Origin of the sequence: Micromonospora sp. CB01531 (genome assembly GCF_001905095.1) — a bacterium.
In the GTDB taxonomy this organism is placed as follows: Bacteria; Actinomycetota; Actinomycetes; order Mycobacteriales; family Micromonosporaceae; genus Micromonospora.
On record NZ_LWLS01000094.1, the window covers coordinates 178770 to 195014 of the forward strand.

General features: G+C 71.9%; 20 protein-coding genes. 1 reads left to right on the forward strand and 19 read right to left on the reverse strand.

Annotation, left to right across the window (positions count from 1 at the left end; translation table 11 throughout):
- On the reverse strand, window positions 1-825 hold the full coding sequence (locus A6A27_RS43555; protein ID WP_143194230.1) for an N-acetylmuramoyl-L-alanine amidase: 825 nt from the start codon (window positions 823-825) through the stop codon (window positions 1-3).
- 88 nt (window positions 826-913) lie between these two features.
- On the opposite strand from A6A27_RS43555, the gene A6A27_RS43560 reads away from it, so the two are divergent.
- A complete protein-coding gene (locus tag A6A27_RS43560; protein ID WP_143194231.1) occupies window positions 914-1447 on the forward strand; it encodes a hypothetical protein in 534 nt (177 codons plus the stop codon).
- Here the strand turns inward: A6A27_RS43560 and A6A27_RS28935 are convergent.
- The 18 genes from A6A27_RS28935 to A6A27_RS29020 form a co-directional block, all read right to left on the reverse strand.
- Window positions 1444-2193, reverse strand: coding sequence for a hypothetical protein (locus tag A6A27_RS28935; RefSeq protein ID WP_073837799.1), 750 nt, complete (start codon window positions 2191-2193; stop codon window positions 1444-1446). The genes A6A27_RS43560 and A6A27_RS28935 overlap by 4 nt on opposite strands.
- Entirely contained in the window at window positions 2190-3320 is a 1131-nt protein-coding gene (locus A6A27_RS28940) for a hypothetical protein (protein ID WP_073837800.1), read from the reverse strand. Before A6A27_RS28940 ends, A6A27_RS28935 begins: the two co-directional genes overlap by 4 nt.
- Complete coding sequence (locus A6A27_RS28945; protein WP_073837801.1) at window positions 3320-4399, reverse strand: hypothetical protein; 1080 nt, start codon at window positions 4397-4399, stop codon at window positions 3320-3322. Before A6A27_RS28945 ends, A6A27_RS28940 begins: the two co-directional genes overlap by 1 nt.
- A gap of 10 nt (window positions 4400-4409) precedes the next feature.
- Window positions 4410-5276 (reverse strand): hypothetical protein, encoded by an 867-nt coding sequence (locus A6A27_RS28950; RefSeq protein ID WP_143194232.1) that lies wholly within the window; start codon window positions 5274-5276, stop codon window positions 4410-4412.
- Window positions 5263-7926 carry a phage tail protein gene (locus A6A27_RS28955; RefSeq protein ID WP_073837803.1) on the reverse strand — a complete coding sequence of 888 codons (2664 nt, stop codon included), beginning with the start codon at window positions 7924-7926 and terminating at the stop codon, window positions 5263-5265. The genes A6A27_RS28950 and A6A27_RS28955 overlap by 14 nt, the downstream gene beginning before the upstream one ends.
- A 3-nt stretch (window positions 7927-7929) precedes the next feature.
- On the reverse strand, window positions 7930-8397 hold the full coding sequence (locus A6A27_RS28960) for a hypothetical protein (protein ID WP_198940488.1): 468 nt from the start codon (window positions 8395-8397) through the stop codon (window positions 7930-7932).
- Window positions 8280-8942, reverse strand: coding sequence for a hypothetical protein (locus tag A6A27_RS28965; protein ID WP_073837804.1), 663 nt, complete (start codon window positions 8940-8942; stop codon window positions 8280-8282). Before A6A27_RS28965 ends, A6A27_RS28960 begins: the two co-directional genes overlap by 118 nt.
- 90 nt (window positions 8943-9032) lie before the next feature.
- Window positions 9033-9563, reverse strand: coding sequence for a hypothetical protein (locus A6A27_RS28970; RefSeq protein WP_073837805.1), 531 nt, complete (start codon window positions 9561-9563; stop codon window positions 9033-9035).
- 42 nt (window positions 9564-9605) lie between these two features.
- A complete protein-coding gene (locus A6A27_RS28975; protein ID WP_073837806.1) occupies window positions 9606-9872 on the reverse strand; it encodes a hypothetical protein in 267 nt (88 codons plus the stop codon).
- Window positions 9872-10303 (reverse strand): hypothetical protein, encoded by a 432-nt coding sequence (locus A6A27_RS28980; protein WP_073837807.1) that lies wholly within the window; start codon window positions 10301-10303, stop codon window positions 9872-9874. Before A6A27_RS28980 ends, A6A27_RS28975 begins: the two co-directional genes overlap by 1 nt.
- Window positions 10303-10584, reverse strand: coding sequence for a hypothetical protein (locus A6A27_RS45220; RefSeq protein ID WP_198940489.1), 282 nt, complete (start codon window positions 10582-10584; stop codon window positions 10303-10305). Before A6A27_RS45220 ends, A6A27_RS28980 begins: the two co-directional genes overlap by 1 nt.
- Window positions 10585-10593: 9 nt before the next feature.
- Window positions 10594-10944: a phage head completion protein gene (locus A6A27_RS28990; protein ID WP_073837808.1), complete on the reverse strand. Its 351-nt coding sequence runs from the start codon at window positions 10942-10944 to the stop codon at window positions 10594-10596.
- Window positions 10944-11498 (reverse strand): hypothetical protein, encoded by a 555-nt coding sequence (locus A6A27_RS28995; protein ID WP_073837809.1) that lies wholly within the window; start codon window positions 11496-11498, stop codon window positions 10944-10946. The genes A6A27_RS28990 and A6A27_RS28995 overlap by 1 nt, the downstream gene beginning before the upstream one ends.
- Window positions 11482-11883, reverse strand: a complete 402-nt coding sequence (locus A6A27_RS29000; RefSeq protein WP_073837810.1) for a hypothetical protein — start codon at window positions 11881-11883, stop codon at window positions 11482-11484. The genes A6A27_RS28995 and A6A27_RS29000 overlap by 17 nt, the downstream gene beginning before the upstream one ends.
- Before the next feature lie 91 nt (window positions 11884-11974).
- Entirely contained in the window at window positions 11975-13279 is a 1305-nt protein-coding gene (locus A6A27_RS29005) for a phage major capsid protein (RefSeq protein ID WP_073837811.1), read from the reverse strand.
- Complete coding sequence (locus A6A27_RS29010; protein WP_073837812.1) at window positions 13276-14064, reverse strand: HK97 family phage prohead protease; 789 nt, start codon at window positions 14062-14064, stop codon at window positions 13276-13278. The genes A6A27_RS29005 and A6A27_RS29010 overlap by 4 nt, the downstream gene beginning before the upstream one ends.
- Complete coding sequence (locus tag A6A27_RS29015) at window positions 14064-16028, reverse strand: phage portal protein (protein ID WP_083672948.1); 1965 nt, start codon at window positions 16026-16028, stop codon at window positions 14064-14066. The genes A6A27_RS29010 and A6A27_RS29015 overlap by 1 nt, the downstream gene beginning before the upstream one ends.
- The gene (locus tag A6A27_RS29020; protein ID WP_073837813.1) at window positions 16028-16237 is read right to left on the reverse strand and encodes a hypothetical protein; all 210 of its coding nucleotides are present in this window, start codon (window positions 16235-16237) and stop codon (window positions 16028-16030) included. Before A6A27_RS29020 ends, A6A27_RS29015 begins: the two co-directional genes overlap by 1 nt.
- Window positions 16238-16245 lie beyond the last annotated feature (8 nt).

Genomic DNA, 16245 nt, shown 5'->3' on the forward strand with positions numbered 1-16245 from the left:
TCAGAACCGCCCGCTGTTCAGCCGGCGCTGGACAGCCTTGACGACCGCCGACACCGGCATGGACATGATGCCGTCCTGCTCGGTGCCCAGGTACCGCTGCAGCGCACGCACGGTCTTGTACGGCCGGCCGTCCTGGCAGATGCCCGCGCCATCGACCACCAGGCTGGCGCGGACCTTCGCGTTGAGGTGCCGCTGCACGGCCTTGACCAGGGCGCTCGGTTCGGTGATCCTTCCGTCGACCGGGGTGCCCATGATCTGCTGCCAGCGGGTGATGGTGGCCGGGCCCAGCTGGCCGTCGACCACCAGCTGTCCCGAAGTCGCCGGCGGCTTCGGGGATGGCGCGGGCGCCGTGTCGTCGACGGGCATCCCCGCGTGCACCCAGGCGTACAGTTCGTCGCCGGGGCACTGCGTCGACCCGACGTCGCGGTGGCCGTTGCGGGTCAGAGTGCGGCCCGTGCGGCGGCACGCTTCGTCGTACAGCCACCGGATCGCGGCCCGGACCTTCGGGCCCGCGTCGGTGACGCCGGCGCGGTCGCGGCCGATGAAGCAGACGCCGATCGACTCGGTGTTGTAGCCGGCGGCGTGCGCGCCGACGACGTCCCAGCCGCGGCCTTCGTAGATCCGGCCGTCGTCGTCGACGAGGAAGTTGTAGCCGATGTCGGACCATTTCTTGGTGTCCATGTGGTACGCCTGGATGACCTTCGGCGTCTGGTCCGGGCTCGCCGCGCTGTAGTGCACGACGAACCGCCGCCGGCGCGACGCCGCGACGGTTTGGACGCTGCGCGGCGGGCGGGCACCCCACTGCTTGCGGCTGATGATCTGCATGACTGCGCCTCCCAGGGCATGCGAGAACGGCCACCCCGACGGGGTGGCCGAATGGACGGGCTTGCGGTGGCAGCCCACACTGGACTGCGTGACTACGACGAGAGCGAGAACGTTCGGCGTGGGGCTGGTGGCGCTCGCGGCGGCCGGCGTCATCGGCGGCGTGACGGCCCTGTCCCTGGCCGGCGGCGGGGAGTCGGCCCGCCAGGACCTGCGTACGGTGTCGGATGAGTCCAGCGCCACGCCCGCAGGGGAGGCCGGCGCTGCGCCCACCACGGCGTCGGCCAGCCCGACGTCGAGCGTGGTGGCGAGCGCCAGCCCGTCCGCGACCACCGCGGTGGGTGCCTCGCCCGCCGAGCTGCCGGCTACGCCCACCGGGCCGGCGGCGGGGCCGGCCGCGACCGCGACGACGAGGAGCCCGACGACCGTGACCGTGACCGAGACGGAGCCCACCACCGTGACCGAGCCGGATCCGACCACCACGCCGACCACCGAGCCGCCGGCGCCGCCCGCTAACGCCGGCGAGCCTGGCGCTCCGCCCGTGGGCGATCCGCCGCCGCCGCTGCCGAGCATGTCGTGCCTGCCCGACGAGATCGGCCAGAACCCGCGCTGCCCGGTCAGCTAGGACTGCTGGGTCCAGGATGCGGTGACCATCGCCCGCACTGCGCCGGTGCCGGCGGTGCGCCGCCCATCTACGGACAGGCCCAAGGTCTCGCCGAAGTTGCCGGCAGGCAGGGCCACGGGACCGATGTCCGTGTAGTTGACAGCGAACGAGACGGTGACGGTGGGGCCGAGCTGCGCGCCTTGGCACATCAGCCGCAGCTCCCCCGTCGTCCCGCTCAGGTCGGTCGTGTGCCGCAACCGCACGAACAGCTTCGGCTGCTGACGGGGCACCGCCGTTTCCAGCACCATCGAGAATGACCCGGACGTGGTGCCCGGCCATTGCGTATAGTCGCTGCCCGCCCACATGACCGGCAGCCACGGCCGGGCGATCCCCTGCCCGGACACCTCGTCGCTGCTGAAGATGATGTTGCCGGTGTTGTCCCAGATGGCGGGGACGCCGTCGTACAGGCTCAGCGCGGCGTTGCCGCCGCCGGCGCGGAATGCGACCAGCCCCGGTTTGCGGGTGCCGTCACCGAACGGCACCAGGCCGAGCCAGATCATCCGGTTGCCGGCGGTGTCGTGGATGAGGACCTGGCCGCCGTCGGTGACCGTGACCGACCCGCCGCCCTTGATCGTGAGGCCGCCAGCGCCGATCGTCGCCGCTTCCAGGCGTCGTCCGGCCTGCAGCTCGCGTACCTGCCGTTCGAGGTCCGCGATGCGACGGACGAGCCAATCGGTGCCTGGTGGAGCCTGGTCGGAGGAGATCACGACACCACGTCCTCTCCGGGAGTCAGCAGGATCGGCGACACTGTCCCGGCGGCCGGGTCGAGTTCCCAGCCGATGGCCCGGGCGACGCCGGTCAGGCCGGCGGGGTGCCGGTGCCCGGTGAGCTCGTGGCCGATGTCGTCACCGATCGCCCAGTCGGTGCCCAGCAGCGGATACACGTCGGCGCGGCTGGTGAGGGTCACGACGCGGGCGCCGCGGGCCATCAGCGCGAGCGCCTGGGCGGCGTGCCCGTTGAGGGTCGTCTTGTTGCTGATCGACGACGACGGGCTGTACCTGTGCTCCCAGCGCGGCCACCCAGCGGCGAACATCGCCTCGTCTCGGGCCGGGTCGGACTGCGGCCGGGCGTCGCCCTCGCCGCTCGAGGTGGCGACCACGTGGTTGGCACCCTTGCCCGAGCTGTAGTCCTCGCTGTACGTGTACCGGGTGGTCGATGCGCCCCGCGATGACACCACCGCCGACGCTGAGCCTGTGGTGAACACCGCGTTCGGGGCGCTGCTCGGGTAGCCGACCCGCTTGCGGATACGGGCGATCTTGGCGACGGCGGTCTGGGTGGCGTCGGTCCAGTCCAGGACAATCGTCCACTCCGGGCCGTCGATGACTCCCATCAACTCCCGCAGCGTGGAATACACGCTCTTGTCGTCCTGGTCTTTGTAGGTGCGCTCGCGCCGGGTGCCGGTCGCCGGCGCGTCGACGATCAAGCCGATTCCCTCGATGTTGGCGTCGTCGACCAGGCTCGCAGCGATCAACGCGTCATCGACCTGGACGAACTCGTGGTCCCTGACAAACCTGCGGTCGAGGTAGCCCTCCAGCGACACACAACCCATCTCGACGGTCGCCTCGGTGCCGCCGCGGCGGGTCAGCACGATCCCGGCCCATACCGGCACGCCGGCGAGCACCGCCACGATCATCGACCGGCCCGGCTCCGTCGCGGCCTCCCAGTTCCTCGGTGCCCGGCCGTAGCCGCCAAGCGGGATCGGCAGGGCGGCGCTGGTCGACGTGTACGCGCCAAGCAGGGCGGAGATGCTGCCGGACGTGGCCAGGTCCGGCAGCTCTTCCACGATCCGCCCGGTCACCAGGTCGCACCCCAGCCAGGTGACAATGCTGGCCATCAGCTCTGCGTCTCGATCGTGCCGGACAGGTATAGGTAGTCCTGTGCAGCCCAGGTGAATGGGACCGTAGAAGAAATTCGTGCAGCTCCTGTAGCGGGAGTCGTCGTGAAGGTTCGCACGATGCCGAACTGGTCAGCGGCGTTCGAGAGCTGCGCACGCGCATCATAAAGACCGACAGCAGAGCTGTCCCAGCAAGCGCCGCTGAGGATGATGTCGGTGACGGTGCCGTTAAGCGCTGCCGGGAAACCACCAAAGCCCCAATACCCGGCGGGGTCACCGGCGCTGGTGGTGCCACCCCAGAACAGCTTGATTACGACGTGCGCAATCCGGCCGATCTTCTTGTACTTGCCGACCAGCGCGCCGTTGCCCAGCACGGGCTGCGCCACGCCGGTGTTGTTCCACGTCGGGGTGAAGTTCGTCCAGGCGGTGAACACGGTCGGGTCGGCGATCGTCTGCCAGGCCGTACCGGTGTCCCGCTCCAGCACGTTGAGGTCGAGCCGGTCCCGGTAGCGGCCGGCCACCGCAGCCCCGACGTGCCCGGCGGCCGCCACCGGCAGAATGCCGCCCGGCGCCACGGTGAACCGCCGCCCGTCGGTAACGACCGCCGCGCCGCCGCCCTGACGCGGCACGTCGATGGTGCCCGACAGGATCGCGCCGGCAGGCACGTCAGGCGCGGCCGGCGTCGGACTCGCCTGCCCCACCAGGTACTCCGACCGGCCCAGCCGCAGCCCGGACGAGTCCTCGTCGTGGTCGTACACGCGGATGATCGTGATGTCCTTGCGCGGGTTGGTGGCGTCCGCTGCGGCGAGGGCGTGCGTCTCGTCGGCCGGCAGCGCCAGCCAGTACGGGCCCTGCGGGGTGGACAGGCCCGGGTCGATGCAGCACACACCGGACCGGACGGTGATCGTGCTCCCCGCCAGCTCCGTGCGGAGCTGGTTGCCGCCGGGTCGCACACCGGGCCGGCCGCCCAGGGCGCGGCCGTCGTACATCAGCGCCAGCGCCATTGCCTGCCGCAGCTCGTTCGCCGAGTAGGCGGGCGCGCCGCCGGACGCGTTTACCCAGAGCGGGTCGCCGGGCATCAGTGCCTCCCTACTGCCATGAGTCCCGCCACCTGGCGGTGAGCTGTGCGTTTGCGTTGTACAGCGGCGCGTCGAAGGCGATCTCCGCGTCGCCGCGGGGCAGCACCGGCCAGCCGATGCCCTCCACGGTGGTCAGGCCGCGGCGGCTGGCGGTGCCGTTGAGGTAGACGGTCCTGCTGGCCGTGTCGATGTCCAGCCACTGGCCGACGTCGAGGGTCAGCCACACCCGCACGATCGCCGTGCCGGCCGGCGTCAGCACGCTTACCCGTGGCTCGGGCACCGGGCCATCGATCCGCAACAGCAGCCCGCTCGCCTTCGTGCCCGCGTTCGTGATCTGCCGGCGGCCGGACGTCACCGTCGCCCCGACGGTGAACGGCACGGTGAGCGGCAGCGTCAGCCCACCGGAGGTGGACGGCAGCCCGAGCGTGACGGAGTGTTCCTCGCCGCTGTAGATGGTCGGGTCCTGCGCCACGAATGCGGCCTTGGTTACGGACCAGCCGTAGGCGATGGCGGTCACGTCGGGGTCGACCATCCGGGGGCGGCCGCGCATCAGGTACTCCACGCCGCCCCACACGAAGCGCAGCTCCACGTCCTCGTGAGACGGCGCGAACGCCGCGAGGAGCTGCTGGTGCAGGGCCAGCCACTCGCCGCCGGTGTTGGCCTCGACGAGGATCTGCAGCGGCACGACCACCTCGTCCGTCCATTCGGCGCCTGACCATGTGCCGTCGCCCCACGCCCGTTGGCCGCCCTGGTCGGCGCGGGTGTTCCGTGTCCAGGGGTTGACCTCGGACAGCAGCATGTACGGGGTGTCCGGGCCCATGACGAGCCCGCGGATGGACGCCTGTCCCTCGGTGAGTGGCATGTCAGTGGATCCCATGCATGGCCAGCTCGGTCATCACCTGACCGAGCGAGAACCGGTCGGAATAGGCGCGGACGTTGAGGTTCTCGATGGTCGGCCCGGCCGCGCCAAGCCGGCCCGTGCTGGACAGGCCACCGGCCGGCACTGCCCCGCCTGGCAGCGGCCGCACCGCCGCGGCGTTGGCCAGCCGTGCCGCGGCCCGCTCGACCAGGCCCTGCCCGTCGGCGACGCCGAGTGCGGCGCCCTCGCCGACGTAGCCGAACAGCCGCCGCATCACCCTCGACGGGGAAGCGATGCCCAGCATCTCTCGGATCGCCTTCGGGATCTTGTTGACCAGCGCCTGCACCTTGTCGGTGACCAGGTGCCAGGCGGCGGCGATGCCATCGCGGAGGCCCTGGACGATGTTGCGGCCGATCCCGACCAGCTTGTCCTTGAGCCCGGACAGCAGGCCGGTGATCTTGCCGGGGATGCCGCGGACGAACGACAGCAGCGCCTCCAGCCGGTCAACTGCGGCGTCACGGGCTGAGGCGAACGCGCCACGGATGACACCGACCACGGCGGATATGCCGCCGATGATCGACTTCACCCGGTTGATCGCGCCTTGGACCAGGCTGACGATCGCCGACCAGACAGTGCTGATGACCGTCTTCCAGGCGTTGATGCTGGCCCGCCACCAGGTCGTGATCCACCCCACCACGGTCGTGATGACTGTCCGGACGACGTTGATGTACGTCCTGACGATGGTGGAGATCGCCGTCCAGACGGCACTGATGACCGTCCGCCACACTGTCACGGCCGTGGTGATGTAGGTGGTGATCCACCCCCAAACGGTGGAGATCACGGACCGCACGACGTTCACCGCCGCGGTCACGGCCTTCTTGATCCACTCCCAGGCGGTGAGGACGCCCTCGCGGAACCAGTCGACGTTGTTCCAGGCCCAGATGATCCCGGCGACCAGCAGCGCGATCGCCACGACCACCGCGGTGATCGGGGAGGTCAGCACGGCCATCGCGGCGTTGAGCAACCAGGTCGCGGCCGTGGCCGCGCCGGTGGCGATCGTGCCGGCGATCATCGCGACCCGGGATGCGACCATCGCCACGCCGGCTCGGGCGTTGGCGACGAGGTTGCTGTTCATCGCCGCTGTCCACGCCGCGGTGGCCAGCGCCGCGGTGCGGGACGCCGCGGTGGTGGCCACGGTGGCCACCCGGGAGGCGACGGCCGACGCCGCCGCCCTCGTCGACGCCGCCGCCGAGGCGGTCTGCGCCGCCACCCACCGGCCGGCCGACACGGCGGCGCGACCCGACGCGGCGCCGGCCGAGCCGATCGCCCGGCCGGCGGTGGCCACGGCACCGGCGGCGGACCGGGCGGCCGCCACGGTGTCGCGGATGCCGCCGGCGACCGCCCGGACCGCGCCGACGGCCTTGTTGACCGCGACGAGCCCAGCGAAGGCCACGGCCACCTTGGCCACCTCGGGCCCGGAGCGCTGCAGCCAGCTCAGGATCGGCTGCAGCGTCGGCATCGCGTCGGCGGCGAGCGAGGCCAGGGTCTGGGAGAAAGACCGCTTGAACTGCTCGACCGGGTCGACGCCGGCGGCGAGCGCGTCGGCGGCGGCACCGGAAGCCCCGGCGACCTTGTCGAAGCCACCCGAGGCGGCCGCGGTGGCCGGGTCCAGGGCCAGCAGCGCGCCGGCGAGGTCCTCGCCCTGGGAGCCGAAGAGCTGCGCGGCGATCGTTGCCTGCTTCGCCGGGTCCTTGATCGCGCCGAGCCGGTCGAGGGTCTTCTGCAGGGCGGCCTGGGCAGCCTCGCCGCCGCCAGCGACGTCTCGGGCGACCTGCTTCGCATTGAGGCCGAGGGCCTGGAGCCCGGCGACCGCGTTCGGGTCGTCGAGGTTCTGCGCCCGGACCGAGAATTCCTTCAAGGCGTCGGCGACCAGGTCCGTGTTCCGGGCACCGGCCTGCAGCGCCTGGTTGATCAGACCGAGGCTCTTCGGCCCGTCCAGCCCGAGGCGCTGGAAGATGACGCCGTACTCGTTGTAGGTGTCGAGCAGGTCCCCGTTGGCGTTGAGGCCCTTCTGCGCGCCGGCGGTGAGGATGTCGTAGGCGGCCTGCGCGTTCGGTGCCAGGCCGGTCTTGACCATCTGGGCGACCGCCCGCACCGACTCCACGGTGTCGACCCCGAACACCTTGGAGAAGGTCTCGGCGCGGGCGGTCAGGCCCTCGATGTCGGCGCCGCCGGCGAGGCCACCGAGCTGCTGCTTGACGATGACCACCGAGTTGGAGACGGTCTCCAGGCTGTCGCCCCAGCCCTTGGCGTACAGGGCCCCGGCCGTCTTCGCCGCGGCCTGCGCCTCGGCGGGGGACACGCCCAGCGCGGCCTGGATCTGCGCCTTGTTGGAGTTGGCGGCGATCGCCCCGCCGATGCCGGCGGCCGCCACGCCCAGGCCGACGATGTCGCCGGCGATGCCGGTCACCACCGACCGGACCTGCTCCAGCCCGGCCTTGACCCGCTGGCCGACCGACTGTCCGGCTTTCGCGCCGGCGTCTGTCAGCCCGTCCTCGATCTTCTTGGCCGCGTCGGAGGTGCCGGCGGTGGTCTCGCGGACCATCAGACCGGCGAAACCCTTGAAGCTGGGGATGACCTGGAGGGTGGCGTAGCCGACGGTTGGCACAGGTCACCTCCTGTTCAGTTGTTCCAGCTCCGCAGCACGGCGGGTGGCCCGCTCGCGCATCAGGTTGTCGCGGCGGCGGGTCTCGGCCGGGTCGCGTCGGGTGCTTGGCGGCGCCGGCCGGGCCGGGTGCGGCTTTCCGGTCAGCGCGTGAAACACGTCGGTCAGCAGGTAGTCCGTGCGGGTCCACCCGGCGTCCGGGTCGCCGTATGTGCCGAGGGTGGCCGCGCCGATCGGCAGGTAGCGCAGCAGCGTGGCCAGCCGGCGCAGGGTCAGCCGGCCACGCCACAGGTCGGCCAGGTCGATCTGGTAGTAGCGCTGCAGGTCGGCCTCGACCGCGTCCGCGTGGTCGCGGATCAGGCGGGCGAGGCTGAGGATTCCCCCGCGCTCGTGAACCCGAGCTCCTGGGCGAGCAGCTCGAACATCTCGTTCAGGCCGGTGTGGCCGGGCTGCATGGCCTTGAACTGGACCCACTGCTGCGGGCCGAGCAGCTCGCGCAGCGCCAGTGTGGTCTTGCCCTCTTCGAACCACTCCAGCAGGTCGACGCTGAGGTTGTTCTTGTCGACGTGCACCCGCCACGGGCGGCCGCGCCAGGTGACCGTCACGTCGATCTGCTCGGCCTGGCCGGCCCGGCGCTGCGCCCGGTTCGGGCCCTTGCCGGTCAGAGCCAGCTGCCGGTCGATCCACTCCCGGTCGGCGGCCGTCAGCCCGTCAGCGTCGACGTCCGGCGGCTGGCGCAGCTGGGCCAGGCGGGCCTGCGCCGCCGGCGACGGCTGCCAGCCGGCCTCGTCCATCGCGACCTCGTCCATCCCGGCGTACGACGGCTCACTCTCGTCGGCGGCCGCGGCGGCCGTCGTCTGTCGCAGCTGAGACAGACGGGCCTGCGCCGCCGGCGACGGCCGCCAGCCGGCGCCCTCCTCGAGCACCGGGCCGCCGGCGGCCGGCCGGGCGGCGTCGGCCCGGATCGCCCGGGAGTTGTACGGGCGCGGCGTGCCGCGTCGGTTCTTGCTCTTGCCCATCGCGCAGGTCCTCCTGATCTTGCGCAGGTCGGGGTGGTACGGAGCGGCGGCGGACCTGCGCGTACGCCGCCGCCCCGGCTCGGGGGTGGGTTACGGGGTGACGACGTCGGTGGACTGGCGGTCGAAGAGCACGCCGTTGCCGTCGGGGAAGATCGAGAGGGTGATCTCGTACTTCTTGAGCTCGTCCTCGGAGTCCTTGATCGTGCCGATCGTGTCGACGATGGCGAACCGGCGGGTGATCAGCCGCTCGATCCGGTCGTCGTCGCGGACCTCGAAGGAGACCTTCTTCGGCCCGTGCCGCGGCACCACGATCGTGGTCGCGGTGGAGCCGGGGTAGACCAGGCCGCGGACGACGTCGTTGTCCTCCAGCGCGGTGAACTTCTTGGTCATCTTGAAGTTCTTCCGGCTGGTGCGGACGAGGATGCCGCCCCAGGCGTAGTGGTCGCCCTTGTCCTCGTCGCGGCCCTCCTCGATGCCGTCCTCTCCGTTGAGCAGGCCGGCCAGGCCCCATTCGTTCGAGAAGGCCTCCGCCACGGTGGCGGGGTTGGCGGTGGTCAGGTCGTCAGCGATGTACACGTCGGCGTCAGCCCACAGAGACGCCTTGCTCGGGTCGCCGGACACGGCGTCCTCCTTGGTGGTTGAGCGGATGAGGTGGTGCGCAGGTCAGGTCGTCGGGGTCGACGGGTCGGCGATGTGCCGGACCTCGACGACCAGGTGGCCATCGGCGACCCGCACGACGGAGCGGGACAGCACGATCTCCCGGCTGCCTGCGGACTCCTTCGCGGTGGCCGCTGCGGCTGTCTCCTCGTCGACGATGGCGCGGGCGACGCGGCCACGCTGCGCCGGCGGCACGGTGCCGTCCGGGGCGAGCATGCCGAGCTGCTCGGCCCTGGCCCGGATCTCTTCTTCGGTCGGTACGCGCAGGCCCATCAGGTCTCCAGACGAGTCGGGCGTACGTACGCCTCGACGGTGGTGGTGGCCAGGTCGATGCCGGTGTCCGGGTCGACACCGCGGACCGGGCCGACGCCGGCGGCGACGCGGCAGCTGCGGATGACGGGGCCGGTGTGCACCAGCAGCAGGCCGCGGCACATCTGCGCCAGGTCGAAAGCCTGGTCGGTGTCGTGGTGCCAGACGGTGAGCCGAAGGGTGGCCAGGCTGCTGACCGGGTACGTGGGCCGGTCGTCGTCGACGGCCACCAGGACGAACGGCAGCTGCGGCCGCTCCGGGGACCGGTCAGCCGGGAGGCGGCCGCCGACCGTGACGTTGTCGGTGTACGGCTCCGCCCGGGCGGGGAGCTTGGTGCGGAGCACGCCAGCGGCCGCGGCCTGGACGTCACCGAACACCACCAGGGGCCGGACCATCAGCGGATCCGGATGTCGGCGCCGATGCCGGAGGCTGCGCGGGTGAGCACGCCGTGCTTGGCCTGCAGGCCGACGCCGCGCCGGTCGGCGATGGTGACCGCGGCCGCCTCCCGGTCGGTGGTGTACTCCGACACTGTGACCGGGACGTCGTCGCCGACCAGGCCCCGGACCTTGCTGGCAATCTGCTCGGTCGCCTGGTTGACCATCTGCCGGACCTCGTCGCTGCGAGCGACCTCCCCGATGCCGGCGAAGTTCACCTCCACTTCGATCTTGTGCGCCACGGTGGCCTCCTATCCGGTCACGCGGACCATCACGAACTCGACGTGGTGCACCCGGGTGCTGTTGACCGGGTCGGGCCACCGGGCTACCTCGCCGTCGACCTGGTAGGTCAGGCCCTGGTACTCGATCCGGTCCTTGGCCTGCACGTCCGGGTTGGTGCCCGGCTGGCTGATCACCCGCAGGCCCGTGGTCACGACCGTGCGGGTGTCGCCGACCTGCTCGGTCTGCTGGTTGGGCTGGACGTTGACCCGGGTCACCGGGATCCGGGTGACCACCGCCGGCGACCAGTCGTCGACGACGCTGCCGGACCGGTCAGTGCGGGTACCGGGCCGAACGACCGTCAGCCGCTGCCGGAAGAGCATCACGCCTGATCACCCCGCCCGACCCGGTACGCCTCGACTGCCGCCGACCACTGCGCGGTCACGCCGGTGGTCGCCGTGGCCCCGAAGGTGACCGACTCGCCGCCGGCCTGGACCGTCTGCACACCCGGCGTGGTACCGGCCATGATGCGCGCCTGGTCGATGACCGCCTCCTGGATGTCCTCCGGGATCGGCTCGTACCCGTGGTCGAAGACGACCCGGATCGCGCCCAGGCGGTCAGGCCAGCCGCAGCGCCGCCGCAGGATGCCCTTGCGCGACCACTCGAATTCCGCGACCGCCAGCACCTGGCCGTCGACCTCGACGAGCGGCCGGGCGAGGACGGGCGCGGCTGGCAGGATCAGCTCCGTGGAGCCGTCCCCGTCCAGCCACACCTCGTCCCCGACGATCTTGTGCACTGAGTGGTGCACCTGCCCACGGAAGCGGTTGCTCGCTCGGCGCAGCGCGTCGAGCATGTCCGGGTCGTCCTCCGGCAAGCCGAGCGCCCGGGCCAGCTCGGCCGGATCCGCGAGCAGGGGCAGCTCAGTTGGTGCCGTCACCCGACCCGCCCTTGCCGGCCGAGCGAGCGCCCCGCTTGCCGCCGGCGGGCGTGGTCGACGGGGTGCTGCCGGTGCCGGCGTCCGGGCCGGGCAGTCCGGCCGGGTCCGCGCCCTGCTCGCCGCCGGCGGTGCCGGTGGTGAGGGTGGTCGACGCGGTGCTGCCGCCGTCCGAGCCGGCCTCCTGCTTGCTGTCGTCGGCCCCGTCGTCGGATCCGGCGCCTTCGCTGAGGGTCTCGTCGCCCGTGACGCGCTGCCGGGCCGCGGCCTGGCGGGCGCTGCGGGCCTTGCGGGTGGGCTTGCCGTTGGCGTCGACGAGCCCGCGCTCCTTGGCGTCTTCGAGCCGGTAGCGCACGTCGTCGATGACGATCATCTTGTGGTCGACCATGCTGATGCTTCCCTTCGGGTTCAGAGAGTCAGCGTCACGCGGCCCCGGCTTCCCCCGAGCGGGGCCGCGTGACGCTGGTCAGGTGGCGCGCTCAGGCGCCCGGCTTGACCACGACCAGGCGGTTGGGCTTCCAGATGACCTGCTCGGCGCGCAGCTCGGCGCGGACGTAGGTCATGTTCCGCTGGGCGTAGTCCTTGTGCTGGTTGAAGGCGAGGATGGACAGGCCCTCGACGTCGAGCAGGGCGATCTGCCGCCAGTCGCCCAGGATCGCGGTGCCCGGGGCGAGTCGCTCGGACAGCGCGCGGACGCGGCCCCAGCTCGTCGAAGGGCCGATGCCGAACGGGCCCTGGCCGAGGAACCGCTTGTTGTCGTCCTGCAGCAGGTCCCACGCCTCGTCGTCCTCGGGCGACATGAGCACGGCGGTGACCTGGCCGCCGCGCAGCCGGGTGACCCGCGTGATCGCCTTGCGCAGCGCCACCACCTGCGGCCGGGCGTCGGCGCCCGCGGTGTAGGTCTCCTGCTGCACGCCGGTGGTGTTGAGCAGGCCCCGTGGTTCCCCGTTGGTGCCGGTGCCGCTCAGGAGCTTGTCCTCGATCACCGAGTCGAGCGAGTAGCTCAGCTCCTGGTCCATGTACGTGGCGAACGCCGGCGCGTCGGACAGCAGCTGGTTGGTGACGTCGTAGCCGTCCGCGTAGGTGTACGGCTTGGCGTCGGCGATCTGCGTCTGGATGTCGCTGACCGGCTTGAGCGCCGCGGCGTCGTTTGGGCCGGTGGCCTCCGGCACGATCGCGGCGTTGCGGGTCACCCCGGTCACCTGGACGTACTCGAAGGCGCCGTCCGCCTCGCCCCGGCTGATCAGGTCGAGGATGGTGAGGTTGTCCCGCTCGACCATGTCGACGGTCGGGTAGCGGATCGGCTGGGTGCGGGCGACCTGGGTGGTGATGGTGGCCTTGCGGCCGTGGTACCAGTCGTCCATGGAGCCGACCTTGACCCGGCCGATGCTGATCGGCGTGCCGTTGCCGACGCCGCCCGGGTGGGCCTTGCGGAACGCCTTGTAGCGGTCGCTCTTGATGAACGCCTCGCCGAGCCGCTTGGCGTCGAGCCGCTCGCGGCGGTCGGTGACGCGGGCGCCGCCGGTCTTGCGGCCGGCGCCCGGCTCGTCCGGGTCGTCGTCCTCGTCGTCGACGTCGTCGTCCTCGTCGTCGCCGCCGGCGAGGCCGGCGAGGCGCTTGGCGGCGGTGTCGGCCTTCTTGACCTTCGCCTGCAGAGCGGGGATCTCCTCGCCGAGGGTGTCCACCTCGTCGAGCTCGTCTTCGGTCAGGTCCCGGGTCTTGGCGGCCTTCGCCAGCTCCGCGGCCCTGGCCATCTTGGCCTTGAGCTGCTGTCGCAGGTTCACTGCGCGTCTCCTTCGGTGAGGGTCATCAGTTGGAGCCGTGCGGCTGCCTGGGCGGACCGGGACCGATCGGACGCGGCGGACGACTTCCCGGGCGCGGCCGGGTCGTCGTTGGTCGGATCGGCCGGCTGGCCGGCGGTGCGCTTGGCGGTGCCCGACCCGCTCTTCGGGTCGGAAGTCTCGGCGGCGGCGATAACCTCGCCCAGCGCCGTGTGCGCGCTCTTGAGCCGGTCGAGGTGGGCCTGGGCGAGGACCCGGCCTTCCTTGACGCCGGCGGCGAGCTGGCGGGCCTTGGCGGCGAGCAGCTCGGTTTCCTGGTTGGCGCCGACCAGGCACGGGCCGACCTCGTAGAGCGCGCCGAACTTGCGCAGCTCGTAGACGTCCTGGCCGTCGCGCTCGGCCCAGGAGGCGTCGGCGATGTCGTACGCGAAGCTGAACTGCGTGACGCGGCGGCCCTTGAGCAGCCGGTACACCTGGGCGGCGGTGCGGGCCTCGGGGTCGAGGTCGACCAGGCCCTTGACCCAGAGCCCGACGTCGGTCTCCTTGGCCTCCAGCACGGTGCCGATGTGGGCGAACGGGTCGTACCAGTTGTGCGACCAGATCACGGGGATGGGGTCGCCCTTGGCCTTCCACTCGTCGAGGACGTCGACGAAGGCGCCCGGCATGACGACGTCGCCGTAGCTGTCGAGGTTGCCGAACACCGAGACGATCGCCTCGAATTCGCCGTCGCCCAGGCCGTCCGCCTTGCCGGCCGCCTTGATGCGCGCCGGCGCGGTCTTGATCAGCATCAGTCGTCACCTCTCGCGTACGTGACCGTGCACTTGCAGTTGGCCCGCTCGTCGGTCTCCAGCGCCGGGTCGCCGGGGAAGCGGCCGCCGTTGCCGAAGACGTCGCCGATGTCGACGGTTTGGCCGTTGAGCACGGCGTGTGACGGCCGTGGGTTGCTCGACTTGACCCGCCACGTCTTGGTGGTCAGCCCGCTGGCCTTGGCGGCGTCGTGGCCGCCGAAGTTGCGGGCCTCGGTGGCCACGCCGACCGCGTGCGCCGCGGCCCGGGTGACCCAGGCATCGAGGGCGGTGCGCAGCGCGTCCTTCCACGACCGGTCCGGGTCGCCGGCGGCGCCGGCGATCGCCGCGGCGGCGGCGTCGTAGCCGCCCTGCTCGACCTCGTGGGCGTGCGCGGCCGCGGCCTTCGCCAGCCACGCCGTCATTACGTCCTCGGACCAGCCCTCGGCGTCCGGGTTCCAGAGGCTCAGGACCTCCCATGCGCCGACCGCCGCGAGACGCAGCCCCCAGGACAGCACCAGCGCGGCGAGCTGCTCCTCGCGGTCGGCCTGATCGGCACCCCACAGCGTCCAGAGGTCCGGCGCGCCGTCGTCGGCCTTGGCGTCGAGCCGGGACAGCAGGGCGTCGGCCTGGCGCTGCGCGTACGTGGTGAGCGCGGCGGTCAGCGCCTCCAGCTCGCGGTCGTAGTCGGCCAGGTCGTCTGGCCGGGCCGCCTTGACGCCGCGGCGCCGGCGGCCGGCCTTCGGGGCGGTGTCCCGTGGTGAGGCCAGGCCTCCGATCAGGACGTTGAGCGGGGTGACCAGCTCGTCCCCGCCCTCGATGGCGGAGAGGTTGAGCCGGGCCCGGGCCTCGTTGCGCAGCATGTAGGGCGCGCCCACCGCCGACTGGAGGATCTGCGCCTGCTCCAGGAACGAGCCGCGCAGCTTCGCGTCGACGTGGGCCTCCACGTACAGCTGCGCGTCGCCGAAGTCGGGCACCAGCATCACGTTGGCGACCTGCTCCAGCGGCAGGATGTATGGGCCGAGGGAGATGTTCCACAGCGACTGACGGAAGGCGTCGAGGTTGCTGTAGTTGCCCTCGCGTGCGCCCACCAGCTCCGGGGCGATGTGGTACGCCGCGGCCACCTCGGCGTCGGTGAGCTTGCGGCCTTCCAGGTCTTCGGTGTCCTTCGGGGTGAAGGCGTCGACCTTGGTCGGCTTCATGCCGTCCTCGAGGACCGGCGTGCCGCCCTCACGGCCGCCGCCCCGGACGAACTTCCGCCAGGACGCCACGAACCGGTCGCGGCCGCCGTTCTTGTTCCAGTCCGGCGCGCCAATAGGCCGCTCGATCACCAGCGGCACCCGGGCCCCGTTGGCCCAGACCTGCCGCCGGTAGGCCACGGCCTCCCGGCTCTCGGCCAGGATGTCCTTGAGCGTCTCCATCGGGCTCGTGCCGTTCGCGCCCCGGTTGGCGTAGCCGTAGTCGAAGAGGAAGTCCTCGACCGGGAACTCCTCGTACTCGCCCTGCTTGTTGCGGATCTTCACCGCGACCGGCCAGTCCAGCGCGTCGGCCTTGAGCCGGAAGCGCCGGGCGGGGATGCGGACGAGCTGCAGCCCGTCGTCGTCGGTGGGCACCTTGGCGACGCACCAGCGGTCGTAGAGCATCCAGTCGACGACGACCGAGTGCCAGAACCGGTACGGCGACAGCCGCGGCCGCGGCGCCCGTAGCGCGGCCGCCAGGGCGTGGTCGGTGACCCGCCGGCGGTCGGTGTCGGACTCACGCCGGTACAGGTGGAACGGCACGCTGGCGACGTTGCGGGCGATGAAGTCGACGACCTTGCGTACGGACGGCTGGGTCTTCCAGACGTTGTACGAGCCGACGTCCGGGCTGACCGCCTCGAGGAGCGGCACGCCCGGGTCGACGACCTCGATCCCCGGCCGGGACGCGAGGTGCTCGCCCAGCTCGTTGAGGGTGGCGAACGCGACCATCAGGGCAGCACCTGAACCCAGCGCACGTGCGCGCCCTCGATGAGCAGCCGGCCGGAAAGCGGGGTGCGGCCGCCGTCATCGGCGACGAGCGCCGCGTCGACCAGCTCCAGCCGGCCGGACGGCGCGGCCGCCAGCTCGCCGGCGAAGGTGACGTCGCCGCTGGTGACGAGGACCTTGCTGCCGACGAGCCGGCGGTACGACGACGCCACAGGGGCCT